A 25,478-nucleotide genomic window follows, 5' to 3' on the forward strand; every position below is an offset into this window, starting at 1 on the left:
TACCTACTCCTTAAGTACAGAATTAATATAGATTGATGGGTCTAACATTTGCTCTGCAGCTTCGAATAAAATGACGAATATTGGTTCTGCAGCAACCCCCATGACAAAACTAATGATTACAAGAGGGATTCCTGGAAGTAAGAGTTTTCCTACTTTACGCTGCTTTGCTTCTTCTGGAGTAAGTGATGGTGAACCCCAGAACACATACATAAAGATTTTAACCATTGAGAATAGCGTTAATAACCCAACAACTAAGCTAACAAAAACAATGATATATCGTTGTTCTTCAAGACCACCTAAAACAAGGGCAAATTTACTGAAGAAACCACTCAACGGTGGAATACCTGCTAAAGATATTGCTGCAACAAAGAACAGCCAGCCAAGGTGTGGGTGTGTCTTTAATAGTCCGCTCATTTTCTTTAAGTTTGTTGTACCGGTCACTTTTTCAGTCGCTCCGCAGAATAAGAACAAGGCAGTTTTAACAATCATATTGTGAGCGATAATGTAAATCGAACCAGCAATCGCAAGTGGTGTGAAAATCCCTAGACCCATAATCATATAGCCGACCTGACTAATGATATGAATGGCTAAGATTTTCTTGAAGTCAAACTTGGATACTGCTCCAATAACACCGATAAACATCGTTACCCCTGCTAAAATCAATATTATATTTAGTGTAAAGTCTTGATCATGCGTAAAGATTAACGTATTCGTTCGCATAATCGAGTAAACCCCAACTTTTGTAAGAAGTCCACCGAGTAATGCTGCAACGGCTGTCGGAGGACCGAAATATGCATTTGGTAACCAGAAATGAAGTGGTACTAGTGCACCTTTTAAACCAAATACAATGAGAAATAAAATCGCAATGACAGTTAATAGACCGCCTTCTTCAACTTCACTAATTCGTTCTGCAAGGTGTGCAAAATTAAGTGTTCCAGTGACCGAGTAAAGAAGTCCAACTGCGATAACAAACAACATTGAGCCAAATGTACTAATCACAACATACTTAAAAGATTCACGAAGTTGATATTTTGTTCGGCCCATAACAATTAATACAAAGGATGATAGAAGCATAACCTCAAAAAATACGAAAAGGTTAAAAATATCCCCTGTTAAGAACGACCCGTTTACCCCCGTAATTAAGAAGAAGAAAAATGGATAGTAATAATACTTCTCTCTATCGTGGTGGAGGGTTAAAAAACCAAAGAATAAGCAGGATGCTGCCACGATACTCGCTAAAACAACCATAATTGAAGCGAATAAATCTCCAACTAGCACGATTCCAAACGGTGCGGGCCAATTCCCTAATTCAACTGTGATTATCCCGTCTTGAAAGATTACATACGTCATGTAAATAGAGATAACAACGAGAGATAATGCTGTTATTCCACTTACATACCGTTGTATGGGTAACTGTTTTCTAAATAAAATTAGGATGGCACCCATAAGAAAAGGTATCAAGACTGGGAGCAATACTATATTATTCATCGGCACTACCCCTTAATTTATCAAGATCATCTGTTTTGTGCGCTTTATAAGTTTGATAAGAAAGAACAAGTAGAAAAGCAGTTACCCCGAATCCAATAACAATCGCTGTTAAGACGAGTGCTTGAGGTAAAGGGTCGGCATAAGATGCTGCTTCTTCCCCTAAAAGCGGTGGGGCACCTTCCTTTAGCCCAGCCAAAGTTATAAAAAGTAAATGGGCAGCATGTGATAAAAGCATGATCCCAAGTACAACTCTTAGTAAGCTTTTCGTTAATAGTAAATACGTACTTACGGAGACGATAACCCCAACTAAAATAATCATTAATATTTCCATTACGTATCATCCTCCGCAATCGTCAAGATTGATAACAATGCTACTGCAACTACGACTAAATAAATTCCTAAGTCAAAAGGTAGTGCAGTTTTTAATTTCAACTCTCCTAAAATCGGTACAGAGAAGTAGTCATGAAACTGGGTTAAGAACGGATAACCGAGGAACATACTGTATATCCCTGTTCCGATACCGATTATTAATCCCCAAGCAATGATTGCTGAATAATCGAAGGGGATTGCTTTTTTTATCTTTTTAATATCAAAACTAATGTATAAGAGAAGGAGACCAGCTGCAGTCATTAATCCTCCGATAAATCCTCCCCCTGGGTTGTCAAACCCTACAAAGAATGAATAGATAGAGAAGGATAGGATGATAAATGAAACGACCCGAGTAATCGTATGGAGCATTATGTTGTTCGTTTTCATACGTCCTGTCCTCCTTTCACTTTCAGCTTAACGAGTGAAACAATTCCTAAAGCTGCAATACCAAGCACTAACACTTCTAACAGTGTATCAATCGCACGGAAGTCAACAAGGACGACATTAACCATGTTGTAACCGCCTGCTAATGATGCAGAATTTTCTTCGAAGAAACGTGAGATTCGATCGAATCCTTCAGCATGTCTCATCGCATGCGCACTTAGTGCGATGATCGTAACAATAGCACCCATTCCAATAGAGATGACTAAATTTGTCATTTTAAACGTAGGCTTAAAACTCTCTTTTCGAAGCTCTGGTAAGTGGTAAAAACAGAGCAAGAATAATACAACCATCACTGTTTCAACAAGTAGTTGCGTAAGGGCTAAATCTGGAGCTCTAAACACCACGAATAGAAGTGCAAGTAAAAAGCCGATTACCCCAACAGCAATAATTGCTGTCACACGGTGGTTAATAAATGGAATACTGATTGTCGTTGCGATCATGACAAGTGTAATTATCCATAAATAAGGTGAGATTGGTGCAACATTTGTTAGATCGATTGCAAATGCATCGTATTTAAAGATCGTCCACCCTAATAAGAGGATGATAAACACCATTGAATATGCAAAGTAATCACGTAATAATCCAGTTAACTGAACATTTGTCACACGTTTTGATCCTGCAATTAATCCATCTAATCCATTGTCGTAAATTGCGTTTAACGGGTCTCTTTCTTTTAAGAAGAACGTCGCTTCTTGCCAACGTTTTAAATTAAGGAAAACGAGCATACCAAACATCACGACACCAGCAGTCATAAATAGCTCTGTATTTAAGCCATGCCAGTGATAAATGTTTACATAGAAGCGTTCACCTTCATCAAGGATATTCGGTAAAATGGATTGCATGGTCGGCTCAATAATCGTGTATGCAAGTAAGTTAGGGAATAACCCAAAAATAACTACGAGTGAAGCAAGAACAATTGGTGAAATAAGTAAGCCAATTGGTGCTTCGTGAGCTTTTTTTTCAAGTTTTTCAGGCTGGTATTTTCCAGTAAATGTTCTAAAGAACATGATCATACAGTATACGAACGTAAAGACACTTGCCACCCATGCGATGACCGGGAATAAGAATCCAAACGTTTGCACGTTAAAGATGTCTAACGTTGTTGCGTTTAATACCCCAGTAAAGAACATTTCTTTACTTAAGAATCCATTAAACGGTGGTAAACCTGCCATTGATGCAACACCAATTAATGAAATGGTAAATGTTATTGGCATGATTGTCATTAATCCACCTAAGCGACGGATATCCCGTGTGCCTGTTTCATGGTCCACGATTCCGACAATCATAAACAAGCTACCTTTAAAGGTTGCATGGTTAATCAGGTGGAATACTGCAGCTAATGTCGCTGTAGCATAAAGCATTTCTACATCAGCATAATCGTAATGCACAGCAGCAGAGCCTAAACCTAGTAAAGACATAATTAAGCCTAGCTGACTGATTGTTGAAAATGCAAGAATTGCTTTTAAGTCAGTCTGCCTTATGGCAGAGACAGACCCCCAAATCAACGTCATTAAACCAAAGCCTGTTAGTAACCAGAACCACTCTTGAGCCCCACCAAAAACAGGTGTTAAACGGGCAACTAAATAAATCCCCGCTTTTACCATCGTCGCTGAGTGAAGGTAAGCACTAACTGGTGTTGGTGCTTCCATCGCATCTGGCAACCAAATATGGAAAGGGAATTGTGCAGACTTTGTAAATGCACCGAGTAATACGAGAAGCATTGCTGGTACAAATAATGGACTTTGAATAATAACATCTGCTTGTGCAATAATTTCACGAATACTGAAAGAGTCTGCCATAATATAAAGCAAACAGAAACCAGCAAGCATCGCGAATCCACCAGTTACGGTGATGAGCATGGATTTTTGTGCACCATAACGGGATTTTTCTTTATGGAACCAATAAGCGATAAGTAAAGAAGATGCTAAGCTCGTTAACTCCCAAAACACATAAATAACAATTAAGTTATCTGATAAGACAACGCCGAGCATGGCACCCATAAACATTAGTAAGTATACATAAAAGTTGTTCAATGGTTCGTCTTTTTTGTTTGCAATGTAGTAAATCGAATAAAGGACGACTAAAGTACCTATTCCGGTAATTAACAATGCAAAAAGGAGACTCAAACCATCTAAGTAAATCGTAAAATTAATTCCTAAAGAAGGCACCCAAGGAATTGTATATTCTAGCGTCTCCATCGGACCTCCGATTGGGAGGAACTGCAATAAATAAATGAATAATACAAGAGGAAGGACTAGAACAAACCATCCTGTGTGAATATGACGAAACCCTTTATACAAAAAAGGTACGAATATCGCCATAATAAAGGGTGCTAAAACTAAAATGTGTAGCAAGTGAAACTCTGACAAGTTGTTTACCTCCTTTTTAAACTTTCATAAAAACACCACTTTTGGTTTTATTTGATATCATCCCATTTTAAACGCAAGTAAAATTATAATATAAATATATTTTCCTTGCATCCTTTGTGACATGCTTGTTTTATGGTTTTTAAAAAATTATTAAATATGTAGAAACTGTACAAAAATCATAAAAAATTTTTTTGAAACGGGTTAATATGGTTTAACTTTTATTCGTATTACATCCTTTAGTATCCTAATTTAAGGAAAAATTACACGTATTTGTATAAAAAAAAGATAACCGTATCATCCTAATACAAGAGGTGATACGGTTGAAAAAACGTGTATATTTATATTCTGCATGCATTTTTATTGGATTAGTTGCTGTTGCCACACCTTTTCATATCCAATCAACAAATCAAATTGTTGAACGACAACTTGATGATGATGGGATTCGTGGTTTCTTCTTTATGGAGGATCGTTTAGAGGATATTAAATTTCAACCACGAGAGTATATTCAAGTAGACAAAAATGGCGATTAAAAGCAATTCTATGTTATTGAAAGATTGTGGACCGCGCTGACTGCTTTTCCTTCATTGATCTTCTCTCTAATTCTTCTTGAATGAGGGAGAGGAAATCCTCCGATAAGTTTAATTCTCTTGCCTTATGGTAAGTCTCAATTAACAGGTCATCTGAAAGTAGTTTCATACCATATTGCCGCCTCATGGCAGCTTCACCTCCTCGATTAAAAACCTAAATTCGAAAATGTTTTAGTTTCTTAGCAACGGACATTTTTAGAGGTCGGTCATGACTTGTCGAACAATCAATAGCTTGTACTGAAAAAATCATATCAACGCCCTTTACTAACGAAAGAATGATGTTCATTTTTTCGTTTTTTTAATACTTTAAGAACCTCATCCAAGGATTAAAGTATAAGTGCCTCAACAGAGTGACTCCGTGCAATACGTAGATAAAACAGGAGTGGATTTGCTTTTAGGACTTGACGATAATACATCACTTAACGAATCTTTCGGACTTGTCAATAAGTGTTACAGTCTCTTTCGACAAACTTCAATAAAACATGCATGAATTAAGTACGAAATACATTTTGTTCTAGGTAACGATGTTCGTGACTCAATAGACTAAAATTGATCATATTATATTTTTTGTTATTAGCAGTTTTTAGTGTTCTGACCATTGATTCGTTTTGATATTACCATGTATTGTAAGGCTTCACAAATTCTGCTTTATCCACATTCGAAGTGGATAAACTGTGGATTGTCTGTATATAAAATGAAGAAAAGGTGATATTTTATACGTTGACTATGTGTATATACTTATCCACATAAATTACCATTTGTCTAGAATTGTCGAAAAATTTTTATCATATTTATTTTTTTTACTTTTTCATTATTAAAATAGAACTCAAACATGTGTTATTAAAACATTTGAACGCTAAGGAAAATAAAGGTATGATATACATTATTGTTATTTTGATTGTTTCAATCGAATTGGGGGAAAATTCATGTTAAAGCGTTTCATTCCTGATCAATACGTGAAATCAATTTATGAAATCTCGATCAGTGAATTAAAAGAACAAGGAATAAAGGGAATCATAACTGATTTAGATAATACACTGGTTGAATGGGACAGGCCAGATGCCACGGAAGAATTAATTGAGTGGTTTGAGTATGTAAGGTCAGAAGGCTTAGAAATTGTTATTGTATCTAATAATAATGAAAAAAGAGTCAAACACTTTGCTGACCCTCATAATATTACGTTTATTCATAGTGCAAAAAAGCCAATGAGCAGAGCATTTAAGACTGCTTGTAGAATATTAAATTTAAAACATAGCGAAACGGTTGTAATTGGAGACCAGCTTCTCACCGATATACTTGGGGGAAACCGTACTGGTTTTCATACAGTTCTTGTCGTACCTGTCGCGCAAACTGATGGTTTCTTTACGAAAATAAACCGCAGATTAGAGAGGGTCGTCTTTCGTCAGATGAAGAAAAAGGGGTTGATCAAATGGACAATCGAGAAAGAAGAGAAATAATTTGCTCTGGCTGTGGAGTTAAAGTCCAGACAGAAGATAAAAATGAAATAGGGTATACCCCTAAATCGGCGTTGGAGCGAGATGTAGTCATTTGCCAACGCTGTTTTCGTTTGAAACATTATAATGAAGTACAAGATGTTTCATTAACAGACGATGATTTTTTAAAAATATTAAATACATTAAGTCATAAGAAGGCGCTAATTGTAAAAGTCGTTGACATCTTTGACTTTGATGGCAGTTGGCTTCCTGGATTACACAGGTTTGTTGGAAAGAACCCGGTCCTTCTTGTCGGTAATAAAGTCGATGTGTTACCGAAGTCTGTAAAAAGGCCCAAAGTTATTCAATGGATGAAATGGGCCGCCAAAGAATATGGATTAAAGCCTGCTGATGTACACTTAATGAGTGCCGGGACTGGTGAAGGGGTTATTGAAACTGCTAACTTGATTGAGGAACTGCGCGATGGTCGTGATGTTTATATTGTTGGCTGTACAAATGTAGGTAAATCTACGTTTATAAACCGTCTCCTTAAGGAATTTGGGGCTGATGAAGAGCTTATGATAACAACGTCTAATATTCCTGGAACAACGTTAGACATGATTGACGTACCATTAGATGACGGATCGTCATTATACGATACACCAGGAATTATCAATCATCATCAAATGGCTCACTTATTAGATAAAAATGAATTAAAAGTGATTACCCCAAAAAAAGAAATTAAACCACGTGTTTTTCAATTGCAACCTGGCCAATCTTTATACTTTGGCGGTTTAGGCCGTATCGATTACCTTGAAGGAGAAAATTTATCGTTTGTCGTGTACTTATCTAATGACTTGAATGTTCATCGTACAAAATTAGAAAAAGCTGATGAACTATTAGACAAGCATCACGGACAATTGTTATCACCTCCTTCTGAAGAGAACGTGAAAATGTTTCCTTCATTTGAGGGCAAAGAATGGAAGATCCATGAAGAAAAGCAAGACATCGTTTTTTCTGGACTAGGTTGGGTAACGATTCATGGTGCAAACGGACGTGTTCGCACACATGCACCTGAAGGCGTAAATGTAAGTACACGCCCATCTATCTTTTAAACGATTCCGAATCGATAAAGGGGAAATAGACATGGAAACAGTTCTGGGAGTGATTGGCTCACCAATCTCACATTCTCTATCACCTATAATGCATAAAGCTGCCTATGATGAATTAGGGTTGGATTATACCTATCATGCATTTCATGTTGAATCGAACGAGTTAAAGGCGGCAATAGATGGTGTGAAAGGCCTTGGGTTAAAGGGTTTGAATGTGACGATTCCACATAAAGTGAGTGTTATCCAATACTTAGATCATATTGACCCGCTAGCAAAAGAGATCGGAGCGGTTAATACGATCGTAAATGATGGAGGGACACTAATAGGATATAACACAGATGGTGAAGGGTATGTAAAGTCCTTAATTAATCGACTTGGAACATCGCTTACAAATAGACGAGTTCTCATAATTGGTGCAGGAGGAGCATCGAAAGCAGTCGCTTTATCCCTTGCAAAAAGTGGAGTGGAAACGATCGGAATTACCAACCGTACTCTTTCTAAAGCGGAAGGGTTGTCACTTATTTGTTCACCATATACGCAGTCAGAAGCGATGACATTGGGGATTGCTCAAGCAAGGTTGACGGAATTTGATATTATCATTAATACAACCTCAATTGGTATGACACCAGATATTGAAAAAATGCCAATCTCTTTAGAGAAATTAAGTAAAGGATCATTCGTTAGTGATTTGATTTACAATCCTTTTCAAACGAGGTTTTTATGCGAAGCAGAGAAAAAAGGCGCAAATATTATGAACGGTGTTGACATGTTTGTCTATCAAGGAGCACTTGCTTTTGAAAAGTGGTTTGATAAAGAAGCACCGATAAAAGTGATGAAAGATACTGTGTTAAAAAATTTAGGAGGCGTAAAATAACGATGTTAACGAATAAACAAAAGCGATATTTAAGAAGTGAAGCTCATTCAATTAAACCGATCTTTCAAGTAGGAAAAGGCGGTGTGAATGAAAATTTAATTAAGCAAGTTGATGATGCACTTGAAGCAAGAGAACTAATTAAAGTAAGTATCTTGCAAAATTGTGATGAGGATAAATATGAAGTAGCAGAAGCAATTGAAAAGGGTGCTGATGCAAACGTCGTACAAGTGATAGGTAATACGATTATTTTCTATAAAGAGTCGGAAGAACAAAAGAAGATTGAATTACCTTAAAGTGAGGGTAGCTTATGAAAAAAGTTGGGATTTTAGGAGGGACATTTGATCCACCTCACATCGGTCATTTGCTTATTGCAGAACAAGCACGGCTTCAAATGGAGCTTGATGAAGTGTGGTGGATGCCTAACCGAATCCCTCCTCATAAAAAACGGAAAAGTGATACGTCTGATGAAGATCGAATATCTTTAGTGAGTTTAATGACAAAGAAGCACGATGGTTTTTGTGTATGCAATGTTGAATTTGAAAGAGAAGGGCCATCTTTTACCGTCGAAACGATTGAACGTTTACAAAAAAAGCACCTTGATCATACGTTTTATTTTATCATTGGAGGAGATAGTTTAGAAACGTTGCCAACATGGCATGAAAGTGAACGACTACAACAACTCGTTTCATTCATTGTTATTGAAAGGCCGAATTATCCATTCCCAAAACAACGTTCGAATGACCATATCCATTTTGTGGAAGGTCCTACAATTGATGTTTCTTCTTCATATATTCGTGAAAATATAAATACAAGTATGTTCAATAAATTTTTGTTAACAGATGAAGTGTACAAGTTCATAAAGGAGTTAAAACTATATGAATGAAATAGAGGCACTTGAAGCAGTAAAACATGCATTAAAAACCCGACGATATGAACATACGCTACGTGTTACTGATGAAGCGGAAACGTTAGCTAGAAAATATGGCGCTAATATTAAGGAAGCAAGGTTAGCAGCAATTTTGCATGACTATGCTAAATATCGTCCGACCGAGGAAATGAGACGTTCGATACAAATGGAAAAAAGCTTGCCGAATCAATTGCTGGATTATGGAAATGAAATTCTTCATGCTTTTGTTGGAGCATTATATGTAAAAAAGGAACTTCAAATTGAAGATGAAAACATCCTTTTAGCAATCACATACCATACAACAGGAAGAAAAGAAATGACTTTACTTGAAAAAATCATTTTTATAGCCGATTATATTGAACCAGGAAGAACTTTTCCCGGTGTAGAAGAAGTGCGCACGGTTGCTGAAAAAGATCTAGATAAAGCATGCTTTTATGCTCTGCGTAATACAATACAATTTTTAGTGAAAAAGGAACAGCCGGTATATCCTGATACATTCGAGGCTTACAATTATTTTGCAAACAAATGAAATAGGAGGTTATGAAGCATTTATGCATAAAAATAATACGTTAAATTTAGCAGTAAAAGCAGCAGACGACAAAAGAGCAAATAATATCATTGCACTTGATATGGAAGGAATAAGTCTTATCGCTGATTACTTTGTTATTTGTCACGGGAATTCAGAAAGTCAAGTTGAAGCGATTGCAAAGGAAATAAAAGACCAAGCACAAGAAGCAGGTATTGAGTTAAAACGCTTAGAAGGCTTTGATGAGTCACGCTGGGTGTTAATTGACCTTCATGATGTTATCGTTCATATATTTCATAAAGAGGAACGTGAATACTACAATCTTGAAAAGCTTTGGGGCGATGCATCTGAGGTAAATATTGAGCAATTGGTTAATCCGTAAAAGACCTAATTATGAAGGTCCTTTATGTTATGTAGTGATGATCACGGCAACTAAGGATATTATTATAAGATAGGTTACTTTAGAACCCAAAAATGTGGGTGTTTTAGCTAGGGTTTCCTATTTTGGCTGAAAAGCTAAGTTATTTATAAGGGAGTAATTATGGCTTACGAACAGTTTGCGTCTTTATATGATATTTTAATGGAAGATGCTCCATATGATCGTTGGATCACATATACAGAAAAGTATTTACGAAAAGGAGCATCTATTTTAGATGTTGGTTGTGGGACAGGAACTTTCACAATGATGTTACAGGAAGCAGGTTACAAGCTTTCTGGTTCAGACTTGTCGAATGAAATGCTTGCAATTGCAGAGAAAAAAGCAAGGGAGAAAAAGTTACAAATTCCTTTTGTATGTCAAGATATGAGAAGCTTATCAGGCTTTCATGACCTAGATGGGGTTACACTCTTTTGCGATGGATTAAATTATTTGAAGTCTGAAAATGATGTAAAACAAACCTTTGAGAGGGTGTACAGTACCTTAAAAGAAGGTGGGACTTTTTTATTTGATGTTCATTCTACTTATAAGGTAGAAGAAATATTTTATGATCAATTATTTGGAGAAAATCATGAAGACCTTTCTTATATGTGGTATTGTACACCAGGTGAAGAACCATACAGTGTAGAACATACCTTAACTTTCTTTGTTCAAAGAGAAGATGGTTTATATGAACGTTTTGACGAAGACCATCAACAAAAAACTTACCCAGTTGCTAGCTATGTAAAGTGGCTTGAAGCGTCTGGTTTCTCCGACATCGAAATAAGTGGTGAATTTGGAGATGAAAAAGTAGAAAATGATCACGATCGAATTTTCTTTAAAGCTGTAAAAATATAAACAGGAATTTTGAAGGGAATGTCGTATAAATAATATTTGAAAAGAAAAGCCTCTTTTCGCATAGATTGTTGGCCTTTATAAATACGAAGAGGGGAAAGGTGTCGACTCCCAGCGAATAGCATTTACTTAACAAGTTAGCTACGAATTGTGCCTTCCTCTAAAAGCTTACTGATGATGTTAATGCGCCGACGCATCAAGCTACGTAGCATAGCTAGAAGAGCAATAAGCAATAGGCGAAGATCCTCCAACAGGGCTTTAGCTTTGTTTAGCTGAGGCATTGCCCGCGGACAGCGAAGGCATTTTTGGGCGGACATAATGCACAGATTCATTGGCTCTAACGAACTTGGTGTGTTTTATGTCGCAATTGTACCGAGAGGTGAAGGCGTCCTTCTGTAACTGATTGGAAAGGTATTTTTTACTAAATGTAACAATCTTTTAGTAGAAATCCAAAGAAAAAGAGAGCGAAGGTTTAATCCTTGCTCTCGTCTAATTGATCTTTTATAACTTTTCGGTCTTCCCTATACTTTTCATGTGTTCGTTGAAATAGGTAATTAAATTGCTTCCCAACTTCTGTTTCTAACACCTTCAACCCCTCCCCAGTTACACCACCGGGAACAGTTACTCGTTCTCTTAACGTTGGCAACGTATATAAATTTTGTTTTAATAACTCTCCATAACCAATTAACATCGACTCCACAATTTTTGTAGCTGCTTCTTCTGTAATCGCAGTTTCTTCTGTCGCTCCTTTAATCATTCGCTCTAACAAGTAACTTAAAAATGCTGGTCCGCAACTTCCAAGGTCAGAAGCTACTCTCGTAATCGTATCGTCAATAATTTGTGGTCTTGAAATCTTTCTAAATACACTCATGTATTCTTCTTGTTCTGCTGAAGAAATACCATCGCCAAAAGTTACAAGAGATGGACCTTCTAATCCTCTGTTAACAATGCTTGGTATGAACCTGACAACATTACAGCTTACGATTTTTTCTAGATCTTCTACTAGAAGCGGACTCGTTATCGAAATGATCGTATGATCTTTAGTTAACTTATCATTCAATTGGCTGAGGAGCGGGATCATTTGATGTGGTTTTACACATAAAAAAATCCACTCACATTGATTGATCACTTGCTCTGGCTGATTTACAACTTCAATTCCTTTGTAAGAGTTAGCCAGATCCAAAGCTTTTTCGATCGTCCGGTTTGTAATTGTTACTTCGGTTGGGGTTAATGCACGAGCTTCGATAAAAGATTCGATTAATATACTGCCCATGCTGCCAGTGCCGATGAATCCTACTCTCTTCAAGCGTCCCCCCTCCTTTTCCATACGTACTTTCTTAATCATTGTATGATCGTTTAGATGTAATATGATTTATATTCAAAAAAAGAGGTGAATGGCCTTGAAATTTAAAGAGATCGACCGTAAATGGTATCCTTTTATTGTTGGAGGAGTGATTTTTTTTGTTTTGTGTCTTTCATTTTTGTTTTTCAATGATAATGAACCAGAAGTTGTAGACGCTGAGGACTGGCTGTTTCTAACCGAGGGCGAGGAGAATGAAGAACATCATGACGACGAAGTAGAATTAGAAGAGATTGTTGTAGACGTAAAAGGAGAGGTTCGATCACCCGGTGTGTATACAATTCAATACGGTGAGCGTGTTTATGACGTGATTTTATTAGCCGGAGGGTTTACTGACAATGCAAATGAAAATGTGATAAACCTGGCTGAAAAATGTTATGATGAAATGGTTATTTATGTTCCATCAATGGAAGAAGAGCTCGAGGGCATAAATCATCACTTATCAGGAGCGGATGATTCTTCTAAAGTTAGAATTAATAGAGCTTCAAAGGAGGAACTTACGAATCTTCCAGGTATTGGGCCGGCAAAAGCAGAAGCGATTATAACATATCGAGAAGAGCATGGCCCGTTTGAACAAGTAGAAGACTTATCGCAAGTTTCTGGAATTGGTCAAAGGACTGTTGAACAGTTACGTGAACACGTCTCGATTCGTTGATACAATTATTTATTGACGAAGATGACTGCTTTTTTCTAAACTAAATCATAAAATAAGCTAACGTGTTAAGACGTGACTTTACGTTACGTTATGTACATAAAGGAGTGGACAGCATTTGGAACGGATTTCATGGCATCAATATTTTATGGCACAAAGTCATTTGCTCGCATTAAGGAGTACGTGTACAAGACTTATGGTTGGAGCAACAATCGTAAGAGATAAACGAATTATTGCAGGTGGATATAATGGCTCAATCTCAGGGGGAAAACATTGTATTGAAGATGGTTGCTACGTAATTGATAATCATTGTGTACGAACCATTCATGCAGAAATTAATGCATTATTACAATGCGCAAAATTTGGTGTCCCAACTGATGGTGCAGAAATATACGTAACTCACTTTCCTTGTTTGAATTGTTGTAAATCACTTATTCAAGCGGGAATAAAAAAAGTATTTTACGCATCTGACTACAAAAATCATGAGTATGCGATTGAACTATTCGAAGCTGCTGGTGTTGATGTTGAGCAAGTGGAACTTGAAGAAATGATTTTAGACAGAAATAGTGAAGAAAAGCTTAAATTTACAGCTGATATTTTAAATCGCCTCGAGCAACTTGGATTACCTTCGGATGAACTTCAAAAATTAAAAGAGGTAGCAAATAACTTGTATACGTCTAATTAATTTTGGTTCTGTTAAAATCTCTTACGTCATTAGCTACTAGCTGAATACTGTATGTGTCCACCGAGCAAAACGCCACGTCCTGTGGCATGCGCGGTATTAGGACGTCCTGTCCGTCCACCGAACAAAACGCCACGTCCAGTGGCAAGCGCGGTATCAGGACGTCCTGTCCGTCCACCGAGCAAAACGCCACGTCCAGTGGCAAGCGCGGTATTAGGACGTCCTGTCCGTCCACCGAGCAAAGCGCCACGTCCTGTGGCAAGCGCGGTATTAGGACGTCCTGTTTAAATTTTTGGATAAATATTCCTTTTTCCTGTGGAAGAACGGGCGATAAGAGACTCAGCAGACAAGAATAAATGATCATGATTAGCCACGGTTCGAGGGGGATTCACGGCACGTTCATGGCAAAGAAAACACCATGTAAGCGAACGAATAACCAATTATTATGAAAGTTGTCAGTCATATAAAGTTCCTATTATAAACATTGTTTATTTCAGGAGGGTTTTAATTTTATTGAAGACGTAGTGGCTCTCTTTCTTTTCAGTTTAGAAGTGTATTCATGATATAATCTGCTTAATAATTCATAACTATAAGGTATTTATATTTTGTTTGTTTTAGATAGGGGGAAATGAGCATGGACCAAACAGATATTCAGTTACTCGAAATTCTCCAAGAGGATGGCAGAATAACGATTAGTGACTTATCTAAAAAATTATCATTAAGTAGACCAAGTGTTACAGAACGTTTAATAAGGCTGAAAGAACAAGGTATTATACATAAAATTAGTGCAAGAGTATCTCCAGACTCTGTTGGTAGGAAGGTGATGTTATTTATTCAAGTGAGTGAAATTACAATTCCATATCATGAATTTGAAGAAAAAGTAAAAAATCACCCAGATATTTTGGAATGCCATAAAGTTACCGGAATGGTGAACTATATATTGAAAGCAGCTGTCAACGATATGGATCATTTAGGAAAGCTAATTGATCATTTCATTCCATTTGCTAATATCAATACATCGATTGTTTTAAATTCTCCTGTTGAAGAGAGAAGCATTTTACCGTCTATAAACGGATAACCAGCTATATAAAACAAACACCTTAACAAACTCCTATTACCCTCACAACAATGATTGGAAATGGTCTTTGACGATCAAACACCTCATGACATCAAGATAGTTCAAACCTCCTTTGAAAAAAAACAGTGAAAAACAAAGATCGATATTTATATTACAAATTGTAGGAAATTAAATAAAAATCCATTCAAAATAAATGTAAAATTCGGAAAATTCATCCGTTTTTCTATGTAGGAATGTAAATCATTCTTTTATACTAGCGATATACAAGTGTGAAAGTAAAGAAGTAATGTATGTAAGCGCTATCAATAATTCATATGCCGAGGAGTGATTTGTATAGTGATAAAGCATGACAATGTTCATCGACTTTCTTCTGAAAAAGATCCATATCAAGTATTAACCCCAGAAGGAGAGCTTGCTTTTGAAATAGATGGGCAGATCAATGGTGCTCTCATCGTTAAAATGTATGAGAATATGCAATTTGTCCGGACATTTGACCGTAAAGCGGTTAACTTGCAAAGGCAAGGTAGGATGGGGACTTACGCTCCGTTTGAAGGTCAGGAAGCGTCACAAGTAGGTAGTGCAATGGCACTTTCTCGACATGATTGGTTGTTTCCTACGTATCGTGACCATGCAGCTTCACTTGTTTTTGGTCAAGATATGTATCGAATATTCCTTTACTGGATGGGTCATATAGATGGTGGAGTTTGTACGGAAGGGAAACGAATTCTTCCTCCTAGTGTGCCAATTGCAACTCAAATGTTACATGCTGTAGGGACGGCATGGGCAAGTATGCTAGATAGAAAACAAGAAGTCAGCATTGCATACTTTGGGGACGGAGCTAGTTCAGAAGGGGACTTTCATGAAGCGTTAAATATGGCGGGGGTATTTCATACACCAACGATATTTTTTTGCCAGAACAATGGTTATGCAATAAGCGTTCCTTTTAATCAACAATCTGCTTCAAAGACGATCGCCCAACGAGCTGGAGCTTATGATATGAAAGGTGTTCGTGTTGATGGGAATGATGTCATTGCGGTTTATTTGACTGTTATGGAAGCAGTTGAACGAGCACGAAAAGGGGAAGGTCCAACGTTAATTGAAGCAGTGACATACCGTTATGGAGCTCATACGACAGCTGATGATCCATCCAAATATCGTGATCAAGAAAACCTCTCTATTGAGTGGCGGGAAAAATTTGATCCAATAACACGGTTGCAAAAATATTTAACAAATCGAGGTCTTTTGGATCAGGAACGAGAAGACCAATTATTAATAGAAGCTGAAAGAAAGATTGATGAGGAATTAAAACGAGCTGAAAGCTATCCGAAAGCTGACCCTCTCAAAATGTTTGAGCACGTATATGCTGATACGCCTTGGAATATCAAGGAGCAACAAGAAGATCTGCGAACGTTTATGACAAAGGAAGTGAAGTCACTTTGAGTAGAAAAGTAACAATGATTCAAGCGATCTCAGAAGTGTTAGATCAAAAGTTGGCTGAAGATCGGAGGGTGATGCTCTTAGGAGAAGATATTGGAAAAAACGGTGGTGTATTCAGGGCGACAGATGGATTATATGAGAAGCACGGAGCCGATCGAGTTGTTGACACTCCTTTAGCTGAATCAGGAATTATCGGCTCCTCAATAGGTTTAGCTATGAATGGAAAAGTCCCTGTTGTGGAAATACAGTTTCTTGCGTTCATTTATCCTGGGTTTGAACAAATTGTATCTCATGCAGCGAGAATGAGGTACCGTACCCGTGGTCAATTTGAGGTACCAATGGTGATCCGTACTCCATATGGGGCAGGTATACGAGGCCCTGAACTTCATTCAGAAAGTGTAGAGACATTTTTTGCCCATACACCTGGGTTAAAAGTGGTTGTACCTAGTAACCCTTATGATGCTAAAGGGTTACTAGCTTCGGCAATTGAAGAGAAAGATCCTGTAATTTTTCTTGAACCAACAAAACTATATCGTGCCTTTAAGGAAGAAGTACCTGAAGAGTTGTACCGAGTGCCCTTAGGGAAAGCAAACGTCATAAAAGAAGGGGCAGACTTAACGATTTTTGCATGGGGAGCTATGGTTAGGGAGGCTTTAAATGCAGCGAAACGAGCGGAGGAAGAGAAAGGGTGGAGCTGTGAAGTTGTTGATATTCGTTCCCTTTACCCATTAGACCGAGAGGCAATTATACATTCAGTGAAAAAAACTGGGCGAGCAATCATTGTCCAGGAAGCACATAAGACAGCTGGATTAGGTGGGGAGATCATTTCTCTCATCAATGAGGAAGCACTTATCTATTTAAAAGCTCCGATTAAACGTATATCAGGATTTGATGTCCCAGTACCACAATTTTCAGTTGAAGATGAATACTTACCAACAGTAGAAAGAGTTACAAAAGGGATTCATGAAACGGTATTATTTTAAATTGCGATCGGTGTTAGGAGGGAGAGTATGGTTGAATTCAAACTCCCAGATGTTGGGGAAGGAATGCATGAAGGAGAAATTACAAAATGGCTCATAAAAGAGGGGGATTTTGTTAAACAAGATCAGCAAGTAGTAGAAGTTCAAACAGATAAAGTGAATACAGAACTAACGTCACCTTCAACTGGAAGAGTTCATAAGATTTATTTCAAAGAAGGTGACGTTGTAGAAGTTGGTACGACTATTTTTACGATCATTGAAGAGGAAGGAGATAGTGAAGCCTCTAATAACATTAGTAATTCTACAACATCTGAAAATATGAGTCGGATTACGAGTTTTGTCTCTACTATTCAAAAGGAAGGGACGTTTCGGAGAGATTTAGCAACGCCGTATGTTAGGCAAAAGGCTAGAGAAATGTCCGTTGATCTAAAGGAAGTAGCGGGAACGGGTCCAGCTGGTCGGATCACAGAAGAAGACTTATTAACCTACTCAAAAGTAAATGTTAATGAAAATGCTGAAAGTCAAAATGACAATGTCCGAGCCAACTCGATAAAAGACCATGTACCTTCTGAACCTAATGTAGAAGAGCGGGTACAGTTAACAGGTATAAGGAAAAGTATTGCTAAACAGATGACAAAGTCAGTGTCAGCGATTCCGCATGTAACGCATGTTGATGATTTGCACATAGGACCGTTAAAAGAATTTAGAAAAGACATGAAATCATTTGCAGAGCAAAAGGGTATAAAGCTAACATTCCTACCGTTTTTTATAAAAGCAATTGTTATTGCCTTGAAGGAGTTTCCTTACTTGAATGCTTCTTTAGATGAAGATAAGAACGAAATCGTATTAAAGAAGTATTACCACATAGGTATTGCGACTAATACAAATAAAGGTCTTGTTGTTCCTGTTATAAAAAATGCTGATATAAAGAGTATTTTCCAACTGGCAGATGAGATTCGCGAATTAGCGGATCAAGCTAGAGAAGGAAAACTTTCGTTAGAACATACGACTGGAAGTACGTTTACAATTAGTAACGTAGGACCTATAGGTGGATTACACGCAACACCAATTATTAACCATCCTGAAGTAGCAATACTTGCTTTGCATAAAATGGAACCACGTATGGTTGTTCGTGATTGGGAAGGGGTTATCCGTTTAATGATGAACATGTCCTTATCCTTTGACCATCGTATCATTGATGGAGTGACAGCTGTCCAATTTACGAACAGGTTGAAAGAAATGTTGGAAGAACCAAAACGGCTATTTATGGAGATGACTTAAATGGTAGTAGGAGAAGTGGCGGTAGAAACAGATGTAGTTGTTATTGGTGGAGGACCAGGTGGTTATGCTGCAGCGATTCGACTTGGAATATTAGGGAAGTCAGTAACGTTGATTGAAAAGGAATCATTAGGGGGCGTTTGTTTAAATAAAGGTTGTATTCCATCTAAAGCTTTCATTCATATGGCAGAACAATATCATCAATTAAACAACTTAAATAAGATGGGGATTCGATTTAACGGTGAAGTAGAGCCTGTTGACTTAGGTGTATGGCAGGATTGGAAGCAAGGGATTGTATCTAAATTAAACAGTGGTGTAGTGAATCTATGTGAACAAAATGGCGTTTCCGTTGTAAAAGGAAAAGCAAGTTTTTTATCGGATAGCCGTGTTGGTGTAGAAACAGACGGGGATTTTGAGGTTTATAAATTTGAATATGCAATTATTGCAACAGGATCGAAAGCAACTGCACCTTACATGTTGCAAACTGATGGAGAATACATTCTCGATTCATCTTCAGCTTTAGCGTTAACTGATGTTCCTGAAAATTTGACAGTTGTTGGTGGTGGATACATTGGTATTGAGTTAGGAACAGCTTTTGCAAAAATTGGAACGAAGGTAACGATTATTGAGGTGACTGACTCGCTATTGCCCCATGTTTCAGAAGAAATGGTTAAGGAAGTATCGAAAAAAGCGAGAAAATTAGGGATCAAGATAAGGACTGCAACGAATGTGGAAAAGGCGACAGTTAATAATGAAAAAGTTGAACTTCAACTTAAGGAAGGGAGGAAAGAAGATGTAGTTGTTACTGACAAAGTGTTAGTAACAGTTGGGAGAGAACCGAATACAGACAGTATAGCTATTGAACAGACTGGTATTATCAAAAATGACCGAGGTTTTCTAGAAGTAGATAGCGAATGTCGAACGAACGTGTCCCATATTTTTGCAATTGGTGATGTGACACCTGGACCAGCACTAGCTCACCGTGCTACAAAGCAAGGGGTTGTAGCTGCTGAAGTGATTGGAGGCTTGCCTAGTGCGATTGATACACCGTTTATTCCATATGTGATTTTTTCAGATCCGCAAATTGCAGGTGTAGGATTAACAAAAGAAGAGGCAATAGAAAGTGGCTATGAAGTAAAAACAGGAACTTTCCCTTTTCAAGCGAATGGTAGAGCGTTAGCAACTGACGAACTAGAAGGTGTAGCAAAAGTAATTGTAGATGCGAACACACACGTTTTATTAGGGATGCATGTTGTCGGTTCGGATGCTTCAAACCTAATTGGTGAAGGGGTATTAGCTTTAGAACTAGCAGCACGTGTGGAGGATATTGCGATGTCGGTCCATCCCCATCCAACACTAACAGAAGTGTGGTTAGAGGCTGCTGAGGAAGCGTTAGGTCATGCGATTCACATAGTAAATGACCAAAATAAAGAGAAGAACATGGATCGATCCATGACAATATTTCGCTAAACTCTTAAGAGGGGGAGAATATGAGTTTACTTGAAAGTACAATTGGACTTCAACAGGGTTTAATAACACAATTTTCAGAATGTGAACAAGTGATTTTTTGTAATGATCAAGAAACAGGCTTAAAGGCGATTATTGCTATTCATGATACGACGTTAGGCCCTGCAATCGGAGGCTGTCGTATGCTACCATATTCGTCTATGACAGATGCTTTACAAGATGTACTGCGGCTTTCAAAAGGAATGACGTATAAATGTGCCGCAGCAGATGTTGACTTTGGTGGCGGAAAAGCAGTCATTATTGGCGATCCAGAAAAAGACAAATCCCCTGAAATGTTTCGAGCTTTCGGTAAGTTTGTTGAATCATTGAACGGTCGTTTTTACACTGGTACAGATATGGGAACAACGATGGAGGATTTCGTTCAAGCATATAAAGAAACGAATTGTATTGTAGGGATTCCAAAAATGTATGGTGGGAGTGGAGATTCGTCTGTACCAACGGCTGAAGGCGTCATCTTCGCTTTAAAAGCAACAAATAGAGCACTTTTTGGAGAAGAATGTTTAGTAGGAAAAACTTATGCCATCCAAGGTCTAGGTAAAGTTGGCTATAAAGTTGCAAATCATTTATTAGAAGAAGGAGCAGACCTTTTCGTAACAGATGTAAATAAAAAGGTTTTACAGGAATTTAAACGGAAAGCAGAAGAATTCAGTTCGGTTGTAAAGGTAGTAGAAATGGATGAAATCTACCGTGTAAATTCAGATATTTTTGTTCCATGTGCTGTTGGTGGAATAATTAATGAAACGACCGTTGAACAACTAACTGTTCGTGCAATTGTGGGGTCTGCAAATAATCAATTACAGCATGAAGGACTAAGTGTAACACTTAATAATAAAGGAATTCTTTATGCTCCTGACTATATCGTTAACAGCGGAGGTTTAATTCAAGTATCTGATGAGTTATACGGTGCAAATAAAGATCGTGTCTTGGCTAAAACGAAAGCGATATACTATTCGTTATTAGAAGTATTTAACACAGCAGAACAAAACAAAGTAACAACTGTAGAAGCTGCAAACCAAATGTGTGAAAAGCGAATGAAAGATAGAGCAAAACAAAATAGTTTCTTTTTACACAATTCTCGCCCGAAATGGGATATAAGAAGGTAAAGAAGTTGTGATTTATAAAACAAGGGAGGGTCAACGTGAATCAACCACATATTATTGCAATTTTCATTGCAATAGGATTGTACATCATTAGTGAAATATTTCTTTGGAGGTTTCCGTCGAAACGTTTTCTGAAATATATTCCAGGTTTGACCGGGATGATAGCAAGTGTTGTCATCATTGTGATTAGCTATCAACATATTCTGAGTTTCTCACTCTTTATAGATTATTTATTTTTTTCAATTGTTTTATTATGTTTATCTGGCTTAGCATCCGTTATTATATCGATGAGACGACCATATAAGTCTAAAGAAGAGAACGTAAAGTCTCCTCCTAATCCAATGAAAGTTAATAGTTAGTAAGGAATAGAACATCAATGCAGTCAGATTTTTGTAAAAAGGAGGTAGGAGTATTTGCTGTCATAGCTCGTACCTCCTAAAAAAATATTGACAAGTAGTGAGGTGGTTTCTTGATCTCACGAGTTTATATTTATGGTTTTTTTGCTATTGGAAGCCTTTTGTTTGCTTTTGAAGGTTTGACAATATGGTCTATCATTTTCATGATTTTAGGATTATTCCCTCTTTTTCGCATAAAAGGTAGCCCCGCGTATCTACATATATTTCTCTCTGCTTTAGTTTGTTTTCTATTTTTTGCTTATGGAACGATAACACTCGAAAATAATGTGACAACTCTTTCAGGTGATGAATCTGTACTGCAAGGTAAAATACTTACTGAACCAATTCGGACAAGTTCGAAACAAGTGCAATTTCAAGTAAAAACCCGTGAAGGTGAAAAAGTGCAAGTATTTGGGGGAGAAAAGCTCACCTCGGTTAATCCAGGTGAAACTTGTTCATTTGAAGGAGTACTGAATTCCCCGAGAAGGGCTACGAATCCGTTTGAATTCGATTACCTGGATTATTTATTAAAACAAAGAATTCATTGGATATTTCAAGTAAATGATGAACGGGTTGCTTGTCTTCAACCATCAACTCTTATCGATTCAAGCTACTTGCGAAAATTTAGAAAGTCTGCAATTGACTTTGTAACAGATGCTCGTGACAGTGATGCAATTGGCATGGTTACTGCTCTTGTATTTGGTGATCGTTCCTATATTCACGTTGAGAGGTTAGATCAATACCAAAAATTAGGGATCATTCATTTGTTGGCGGTATCTGGGCTACATGTTGGTTTATTAACGTTTACAATTTATCAGTTATTGATACGTTTTGGTGTTACAAGGGAATACGCAAACATTGTTTTGTTGATCATCCTTCCTTTTTATATTGTTATAGCAGGTGGTGCACCGTCTGTCGTTCGTGCATCACTTATGTGTATGGCCGTACTAATCGCGAACTTATTAAAGTGGAGGTTAAAAGCACTTGATAGTATATCAGTAGTTTGTATAATCCTCTTACTTTATGACCCGTTTTACCTATATCATTTAGGTTTTCAGCTTTCGTTTTTAACAAGTTTTGCTTTAATTGTTTCAAGTCGGCTATTTATTCATTGTTCAGGACTCCTATTGATGGTACGAGTAACAATCGTTGCTCAGCTCATTTCGATCCCAATAATTTTATTTCATTTTTATGAGGTGTCTTTGTTTACATTGCCGATGAATGTGTTGTTTATTCCATTTGTATCAATGTGGATTTTACCTTTGTCTTTCATATTTGTTTTTACAATACTCCTTTTTCCTCCTATTGCTTCTTTAGTATATTTTCTCATGTCCTCAACATTAACCGTTATGCATAGTCTTGTTGATGTCGTTATGAGTCTTCAATGGGGAATGCTCGTATTCGGTAAGCCCTCCATGCTGATGATGCTTTTTATGTATATATCAATTTTACTGTTTTTTTTACAATTGGAAACGAAGCAGGTAAAGAGGATTACTCTTAGTTTGTTACTTATTGGTTTTGTTTTTTCTGCACAAAATTTTTTGCCGTATTTTAAAAGTGAAGCAACGATTACGATGCTTGATGTTGGACAAGGTGATAGCATTGTTATAGAACTTCCAAACAGAAAAGGTGTATACCTTGTTGATACAGGTGGCGTTATTTCTTGGGGGGAGCGCGGCAGTTTTTCTAGTGGTCCAGGTAGTCGTATTGTTGAACCTTTTTTAAAGGGAAAGGGGATCCATAAAGTTGATAAGGTAATTATTACACATGGTCATATAGATCATATGGGTGAGTTATGTTATTTAACAAATGTAATGAACATTGATCAAGTTTTATATCCGAAGTCAACTTCATTGCCACATCAGTCAATAGCTCCGTTAACATGTGCAAGAGAGAAAGGTATCCCGATTCGTTGGATAGAAGAAGGCGATCGTTGGCAACGAGGAGATTCGTTATTTTATGTGCTTCATCCGACTGGAGAAGAAGTAAGTGAGAATAATCGGTCGATTGTATTTTTAGCGAAGATAAATGGTGTAAGTGTATTGTTTACGGGGGATTTAGAAAAGGAAGGAGAACAAAGAATTGTTAATGATTACTTATCATTTCATGTAGATATTTTAAAGGTAGGTCACCATGGAAGTGCTACATCGACAACAGAGTCTTTTTTACAACAAATCATGCCGAAAACTGCACTCATTCCGGTCGGTCGGAATAATATATACGGTCACCCAAATAAAGAAGTGATTAATCGACTTGGCGAATATAATGTTGAGGTTTTGCGAACTGACTTACATGGCGCCATTGAAGTAGGAGTTTACAGAGGAGAATATGAAACGTGGCCGTTTATTAATGAATAAAGGGGATGTCTCTTAGGACACCCCCTTTAAACATCCGTTATTTATGTAGACGTAAATTAACCGAACACAAGATCAATTGCTTGAGCAATAGCGAAAATTGTCATGAAAAATCCGAAGACAACGATAAAACCAACGGCACTGTCAATTGCGTCGTTACGTTTCGATTGCACTTCTTTTTCGAATTCGTTATTCATATCGATCCCTCCTGTCACTCATTTAGTATAAAAGAAAACAAAAAAAAAATCCACAAAAAATATAGGATGTTTTCCTTTTCTTTACTGAAAAAGCGCATTCGCTAATCTTGTTAGATTTGTTAAGAGTTGTCACCTATAATCCATTCAAGCATAGGATAACATAACAATAACAATTCGATAAATGATCATCGCTGCCAAACGATATCCTAGGTATTTGTTAGCAGCGTTTATCATAAATGGAGGTGGGGCATTTACGGCTCCACTTCCTTTTTGTTGTTTTAGCATCAACTTCACGAGATAGCTGTTTGTTTTTCTGAGTCAATTTGTGATTGCTGCTTCAAACCTGCAAGCTTGCCGTGGACGAGTTTCTCAGCTTCCTCGAGCCGACGAGCTCTTATGCGGGATCTTCGAACCTCGTTCTTCCACAGACGTCCGCCGGCTTCTACAGCAATGGTCCACTAATTTGCTTATGTCTGTGGAAAGCGATTTTTACCTGAGACGATAGGAGCAACACCCCGATAATCATCTAAAACGTACTGAGTTCATTGGAAAATATTTGATAAAAGGGTCTCCGTCAAAAATCCGAAGACTCCAGCGACGAACGAAACATCGCTGAATACGCTATGAGCTGTGCCGACGGATTAGCTCCTGCGAATAAGCTCGTGGAGAAAGGCACAACGAGCATCGGCTTCACGAGTAAGCTACGAGTTGTCTCGACGGATACAGCTTCAAAGCATTACTTGTAGAGGAAGAGACAGGAACTCCAAAGTTAGCTGAGGCATTGCCTCCGGCAAAGGAGACACTGTGAATTCGAACGAAGTGAAGGATGAACAGATGTCGCGCTTGTGCCCTGGGGTGAAAGCGTAGGAATTTTTGAATGGACAAAATGACTTCTAAGTTGAATTCAAAGAGATTGGTGTTTTTGTGAAGTTGGCCATGAACGCAGTAAATAAGACACCATGATTTCTAACGACGTCAAGAATGAAAGGTTTGTCGCACTTGTACCTAGAGGTAAAAGCGAAGGTTTCATAATAGTATTTGTTTCATAAAGGACATTCG

The 25,478-nt window shown here is 37.5% G+C and carries 27 protein-coding genes; 19 read left to right on the forward strand and 8 right to left on the reverse strand.

From position 1 onward, the window contains the following. Positions 1-3 precede the first annotated feature (3 nt). Genes LGQ02_RS06725 through LGQ02_RS06740 form a run of 4 tightly spaced genes read right to left on the reverse strand, consistent with a single transcriptional unit; the run spans position 4 to position 4,622 of the window. The gene (locus LGQ02_RS06725) at positions 4-1,488 is read right to left on the reverse strand and encodes a Na+/H+ antiporter subunit D (RefSeq protein ID WP_226517438.1); all 1,485 of its coding nucleotides are present in this window, start codon (positions 1,486-1,488) and stop codon (positions 4-6) included. Continuing rightward, positions 1,481-1,819: a Na(+)/H(+) antiporter subunit C gene (locus tag LGQ02_RS06730; protein WP_226517439.1), complete on the reverse strand. Its 339-nt coding sequence runs from the start codon at positions 1,817-1,819 to the stop codon at positions 1,481-1,483. The genes LGQ02_RS06725 and LGQ02_RS06730 overlap by 8 nt, the downstream gene beginning before the upstream one ends. After that, a complete protein-coding gene (locus LGQ02_RS06735; protein ID WP_226517440.1) occupies positions 1,819-2,244 on the reverse strand; it encodes a Na(+)/H(+) antiporter subunit B in 426 nt (141 codons plus the stop codon). The genes LGQ02_RS06730 and LGQ02_RS06735 overlap by 1 nt, the downstream gene beginning before the upstream one ends. After that, positions 2,241-4,622 carry a Na+/H+ antiporter subunit A gene (locus LGQ02_RS06740; RefSeq protein WP_264184022.1) on the reverse strand — a complete coding sequence of 794 codons (2,382 nt, stop codon included), beginning with the start codon at positions 4,620-4,622 and terminating at the stop codon, positions 2,241-2,243. The genes LGQ02_RS06735 and LGQ02_RS06740 overlap by 4 nt, the downstream gene beginning before the upstream one ends. A 368-nt stretch (positions 4,623-4,990) precedes the next feature. Here LGQ02_RS06740 and LGQ02_RS06745 point away from each other — a divergent pair, with 368 nt between their 5' ends. Further along, positions 4,991-5,200, forward strand: coding sequence for a hypothetical protein (locus LGQ02_RS06745; protein ID WP_226517442.1), 210 nt, complete (start codon positions 4,991-4,993; stop codon positions 5,198-5,200). 13 nt (positions 5,201-5,213) lie between these two features. Here the strand turns inward: LGQ02_RS06745 and LGQ02_RS06750 are convergent, their stop codons facing one another. Next, a complete protein-coding gene (locus tag LGQ02_RS06750) occupies positions 5,214-5,366 on the reverse strand; it encodes a sporulation histidine kinase inhibitor Sda (protein ID WP_226518239.1) in 153 nt (50 codons plus the stop codon). Between the two features lie 817 nt (positions 5,367-6,183). Between LGQ02_RS06750 and LGQ02_RS06755 the strand changes: the two genes are divergently transcribed. The 8 genes from LGQ02_RS06755 to LGQ02_RS06790 all read left to right on the forward strand — a co-directional run bounded on the left by LGQ02_RS06755 (position 6,184) and on the right by LGQ02_RS06790 (position 11,382). Next, positions 6,184-6,714, forward strand: coding sequence for a YqeG family HAD IIIA-type phosphatase (locus LGQ02_RS06755; RefSeq protein ID WP_226517443.1), 531 nt, complete (start codon positions 6,184-6,186; stop codon positions 6,712-6,714). Next, complete coding sequence (gene yqeH / locus LGQ02_RS06760) at positions 6,687-7,805, forward strand: ribosome biogenesis GTPase YqeH (protein WP_226517444.1); 1,119 nt, start codon at positions 6,687-6,689, stop codon at positions 7,803-7,805. The genes LGQ02_RS06755 and yqeH overlap by 28 nt, the downstream gene beginning before the upstream one ends. Before the next feature lie 31 nt (positions 7,806-7,836). Further along, complete coding sequence (gene aroE / locus LGQ02_RS06765) at positions 7,837-8,676, forward strand: shikimate dehydrogenase (protein ID WP_226517445.1); 840 nt, start codon at positions 7,837-7,839, stop codon at positions 8,674-8,676. A 2-nt stretch (positions 8,677-8,678) separates the two neighbouring features. Further along, a complete protein-coding gene (gene yhbY / locus LGQ02_RS06770; RefSeq protein ID WP_226517446.1) occupies positions 8,679-8,969 on the forward strand; it encodes a ribosome assembly RNA-binding protein YhbY in 291 nt (96 codons plus the stop codon). A gap of 14 nt (positions 8,970-8,983) precedes the next feature. Then, positions 8,984-9,559, forward strand: coding sequence for a nicotinate-nucleotide adenylyltransferase (locus LGQ02_RS06775; protein WP_226517447.1), 576 nt, complete (start codon positions 8,984-8,986; stop codon positions 9,557-9,559). Further along, a complete protein-coding gene (yqeK, locus tag LGQ02_RS06780) occupies positions 9,552-10,112 on the forward strand; it encodes a bis(5'-nucleosyl)-tetraphosphatase (symmetrical) YqeK (RefSeq protein WP_226517448.1) in 561 nt (186 codons plus the stop codon). The genes LGQ02_RS06775 and yqeK overlap by 8 nt, the downstream gene beginning before the upstream one ends. 22 nt (positions 10,113-10,134) lie before the next feature. After that, positions 10,135-10,491 (forward strand): ribosome silencing factor, encoded by a 357-nt coding sequence (gene rsfS / locus LGQ02_RS06785; RefSeq protein WP_226517449.1) that lies wholly within the window; start codon positions 10,135-10,137, stop codon positions 10,489-10,491. A gap of 159 nt (positions 10,492-10,650) precedes the next feature. After that, the gene (locus LGQ02_RS06790; protein WP_226517450.1) at positions 10,651-11,382 is read left to right on the forward strand and encodes a class I SAM-dependent DNA methyltransferase; all 732 of its coding nucleotides are present in this window, start codon (positions 10,651-10,653) and stop codon (positions 11,380-11,382) included. A gap of 469 nt (positions 11,383-11,851) precedes the next feature. Here the strand turns inward: LGQ02_RS06790 and comER are convergent, their stop codons facing one another. Next, positions 11,852-12,652: a late competence protein ComER gene (comER, locus tag LGQ02_RS06795; protein WP_264184023.1), complete on the reverse strand. Its 801-nt coding sequence runs from the start codon at positions 12,650-12,652 to the stop codon at positions 11,852-11,854. A gap of 127 nt (positions 12,653-12,779) precedes the next feature. On the opposite strand from comER, the gene LGQ02_RS06800 reads away from it, so the two are divergent. Together LGQ02_RS06800 and LGQ02_RS06805 are read left to right on the forward strand one after the other, a co-directional pair. After that, on the forward strand, positions 12,780-13,394 hold the full coding sequence (locus tag LGQ02_RS06800) for a helix-hairpin-helix domain-containing protein (RefSeq protein WP_226517452.1): 615 nt from the start codon (positions 12,780-12,782) through the stop codon (positions 13,392-13,394). A 115-nt stretch (positions 13,395-13,509) separates the two neighbouring features. Continuing rightward, on the forward strand, positions 13,510-14,076 hold the full coding sequence (locus tag LGQ02_RS06805; RefSeq protein ID WP_226517453.1) for a ComE operon protein 2: 567 nt from the start codon (positions 13,510-13,512) through the stop codon (positions 14,074-14,076). 29 nt (positions 14,077-14,105) lie between these two features. On the opposite strand, the gene LGQ02_RS06810 is transcribed toward LGQ02_RS06805, so the two are convergent. Further along, on the reverse strand, positions 14,106-14,315 hold the full coding sequence (locus LGQ02_RS06810) for a hypothetical protein (protein WP_226517454.1): 210 nt from the start codon (positions 14,313-14,315) through the stop codon (positions 14,106-14,108). A 392-nt stretch (positions 14,316-14,707) separates the two neighbouring features. Here LGQ02_RS06810 and LGQ02_RS06815 point away from each other — a divergent pair, with 392 nt between their 5' ends. The 8 genes from LGQ02_RS06815 (at position 14,708) to LGQ02_RS06850 (ending at position 24,225) form a co-directional block, all read left to right on the forward strand. Then, positions 14,708-15,151, forward strand: coding sequence for an Lrp/AsnC family transcriptional regulator (locus LGQ02_RS06815; protein ID WP_226517455.1), 444 nt, complete (start codon positions 14,708-14,710; stop codon positions 15,149-15,151). 333 nt (positions 15,152-15,484) lie between these two features. Continuing rightward, positions 15,485-16,591 (forward strand): pyruvate dehydrogenase (acetyl-transferring) E1 component subunit alpha, encoded by a 1,107-nt coding sequence (pdhA, locus tag LGQ02_RS06820; protein WP_226518240.1) that lies wholly within the window; start codon positions 15,485-15,487, stop codon positions 16,589-16,591. Then, positions 16,588-17,571: an alpha-ketoacid dehydrogenase subunit beta gene (locus LGQ02_RS06825; RefSeq protein WP_226517456.1), complete on the forward strand. Its 984-nt coding sequence runs from the start codon at positions 16,588-16,590 to the stop codon at positions 17,569-17,571. Before pdhA ends, LGQ02_RS06825 begins: the two co-directional genes overlap by 4 nt. A 27-nt stretch (positions 17,572-17,598) precedes the next feature. Then, positions 17,599-18,849, forward strand: a complete 1,251-nt coding sequence (locus tag LGQ02_RS06830; protein ID WP_226517457.1) for a dihydrolipoamide acetyltransferase family protein — start codon at positions 17,599-17,601, stop codon at positions 18,847-18,849. Next, positions 18,850-20,316, forward strand: a complete 1,467-nt coding sequence (lpdA, locus tag LGQ02_RS06835) for a dihydrolipoyl dehydrogenase (RefSeq protein WP_226517458.1) — start codon at positions 18,850-18,852, stop codon at positions 20,314-20,316. A gap of 20 nt (positions 20,317-20,336) precedes the next feature. Beyond that, positions 20,337-21,476 (forward strand): Leu/Phe/Val dehydrogenase, encoded by a 1,140-nt coding sequence (locus LGQ02_RS06840; RefSeq protein WP_226517459.1) that lies wholly within the window; start codon positions 20,337-20,339, stop codon positions 21,474-21,476. Between the two features lie 35 nt (positions 21,477-21,511). After that, on the forward strand, positions 21,512-21,832 hold the full coding sequence (locus LGQ02_RS06845; protein ID WP_226517460.1) for a hypothetical protein: 321 nt from the start codon (positions 21,512-21,514) through the stop codon (positions 21,830-21,832). 110 nt (positions 21,833-21,942) lie between these two features. Then, the gene (locus LGQ02_RS06850) at positions 21,943-24,225 is read left to right on the forward strand and encodes a DNA internalization-related competence protein ComEC/Rec2 (RefSeq protein WP_226517461.1); all 2,283 of its coding nucleotides are present in this window, start codon (positions 21,943-21,945) and stop codon (positions 24,223-24,225) included. 56 nt (positions 24,226-24,281) lie between these two features. Here the strand turns inward: LGQ02_RS06850 and LGQ02_RS06855 are convergent, their stop codons facing one another. Next, a complete protein-coding gene (locus LGQ02_RS06855; protein ID WP_226517462.1) occupies positions 24,282-24,419 on the reverse strand; it encodes a YqzM family protein in 138 nt (45 codons plus the stop codon). Positions 24,420-25,478 lie beyond the last annotated feature (1,059 nt).

Origin of the sequence: Bacillus shivajii (assembly GCF_020519665.1) — a bacterium.
GTDB classification, from domain to species: Bacteria; Bacillota; Bacilli; order Bacillales; family Salisediminibacteriaceae; genus Bacillus_CA; species Bacillus_CA shivajii.

Coding starts and splice junctions, on each gene's coding strand:
- LGQ02_RS06725 (WP_226517438.1), bottom strand. CDS start 1,488: ATGAATAATATAGTATTGCTCCCAGTCTTGATACCTTTTCTTATGGGT.
- LGQ02_RS06735 (WP_226517440.1), bottom strand. CDS start 2,244: ATGAAAACGAACAACATAATGCTCCATACGATTACTCGGGTCGTTTCA.
- comER (WP_264184023.1), bottom strand. CDS start 12,652: ATGGGCAGTATATTAATCGAATCTTTTATCGAAGCTCGTGCATTAACC.
- yqeH (WP_226517444.1), top strand. CDS start 6,687: ATGGACAATCGAGAAAGAAGAGAAATAATTTGCTCTGGCTGTGGAGTT.
- LGQ02_RS06730 (WP_226517439.1), bottom strand. CDS start 1,819: ATGGAAATATTAATGATTATTTTAGTTGGGGTTATCGTCTCCGTAAGT.
- rsfS (WP_226517449.1), top strand. CDS start 10,135: ATGCATAAAAATAATACGTTAAATTTAGCAGTAAAAGCAGCAGACGAC.
- aroE (WP_226517445.1), top strand. CDS start 7,837: ATGGAAACAGTTCTGGGAGTGATTGGCTCACCAATCTCACATTCTCTA.
- LGQ02_RS06830 (WP_226517457.1), top strand. CDS start 17,599: ATGGTTGAATTCAAACTCCCAGATGTTGGGGAAGGAATGCATGAAGGA.
- yqeK (WP_226517448.1), top strand. CDS start 9,552: ATGAATGAAATAGAGGCACTTGAAGCAGTAAAACATGCATTAAAAACC.
- LGQ02_RS06815 (WP_226517455.1), top strand. CDS start 14,708: ATGGACCAAACAGATATTCAGTTACTCGAAATTCTCCAAGAGGATGGC.
- LGQ02_RS06775 (WP_226517447.1), top strand. CDS start 8,984: ATGAAAAAAGTTGGGATTTTAGGAGGGACATTTGATCCACCTCACATC.
- yhbY (WP_226517446.1), top strand. CDS start 8,679: ATGTTAACGAATAAACAAAAGCGATATTTAAGAAGTGAAGCTCATTCA.
- LGQ02_RS06740 (WP_264184022.1), bottom strand. CDS start 4,622: ATGGCGATATTCGTACCTTTTTTGTATAAAGGGTTTCGTCATATTCAC.
- LGQ02_RS06790 (WP_226517450.1), top strand. CDS start 10,651: ATGGCTTACGAACAGTTTGCGTCTTTATATGATATTTTAATGGAAGAT.
- LGQ02_RS06750 (WP_226518239.1), bottom strand. CDS start 5,366: ATGAAACTACTTTCAGATGACCTGTTAATTGAGACTTACCATAAGGCA.
- LGQ02_RS06855 (WP_226517462.1), bottom strand. CDS start 24,419: ATGAATAACGAATTCGAAAAAGAAGTGCAATCGAAACGTAACGACGCA.
- LGQ02_RS06840 (WP_226517459.1), top strand. CDS start 20,337: ATGAGTTTACTTGAAAGTACAATTGGACTTCAACAGGGTTTAATAACA.
- LGQ02_RS06755 (WP_226517443.1), top strand. CDS start 6,184: ATGTTAAAGCGTTTCATTCCTGATCAATACGTGAAATCAATTTATGAA.
- lpdA (WP_226517458.1), top strand. CDS start 18,850: ATGGTAGTAGGAGAAGTGGCGGTAGAAACAGATGTAGTTGTTATTGGT.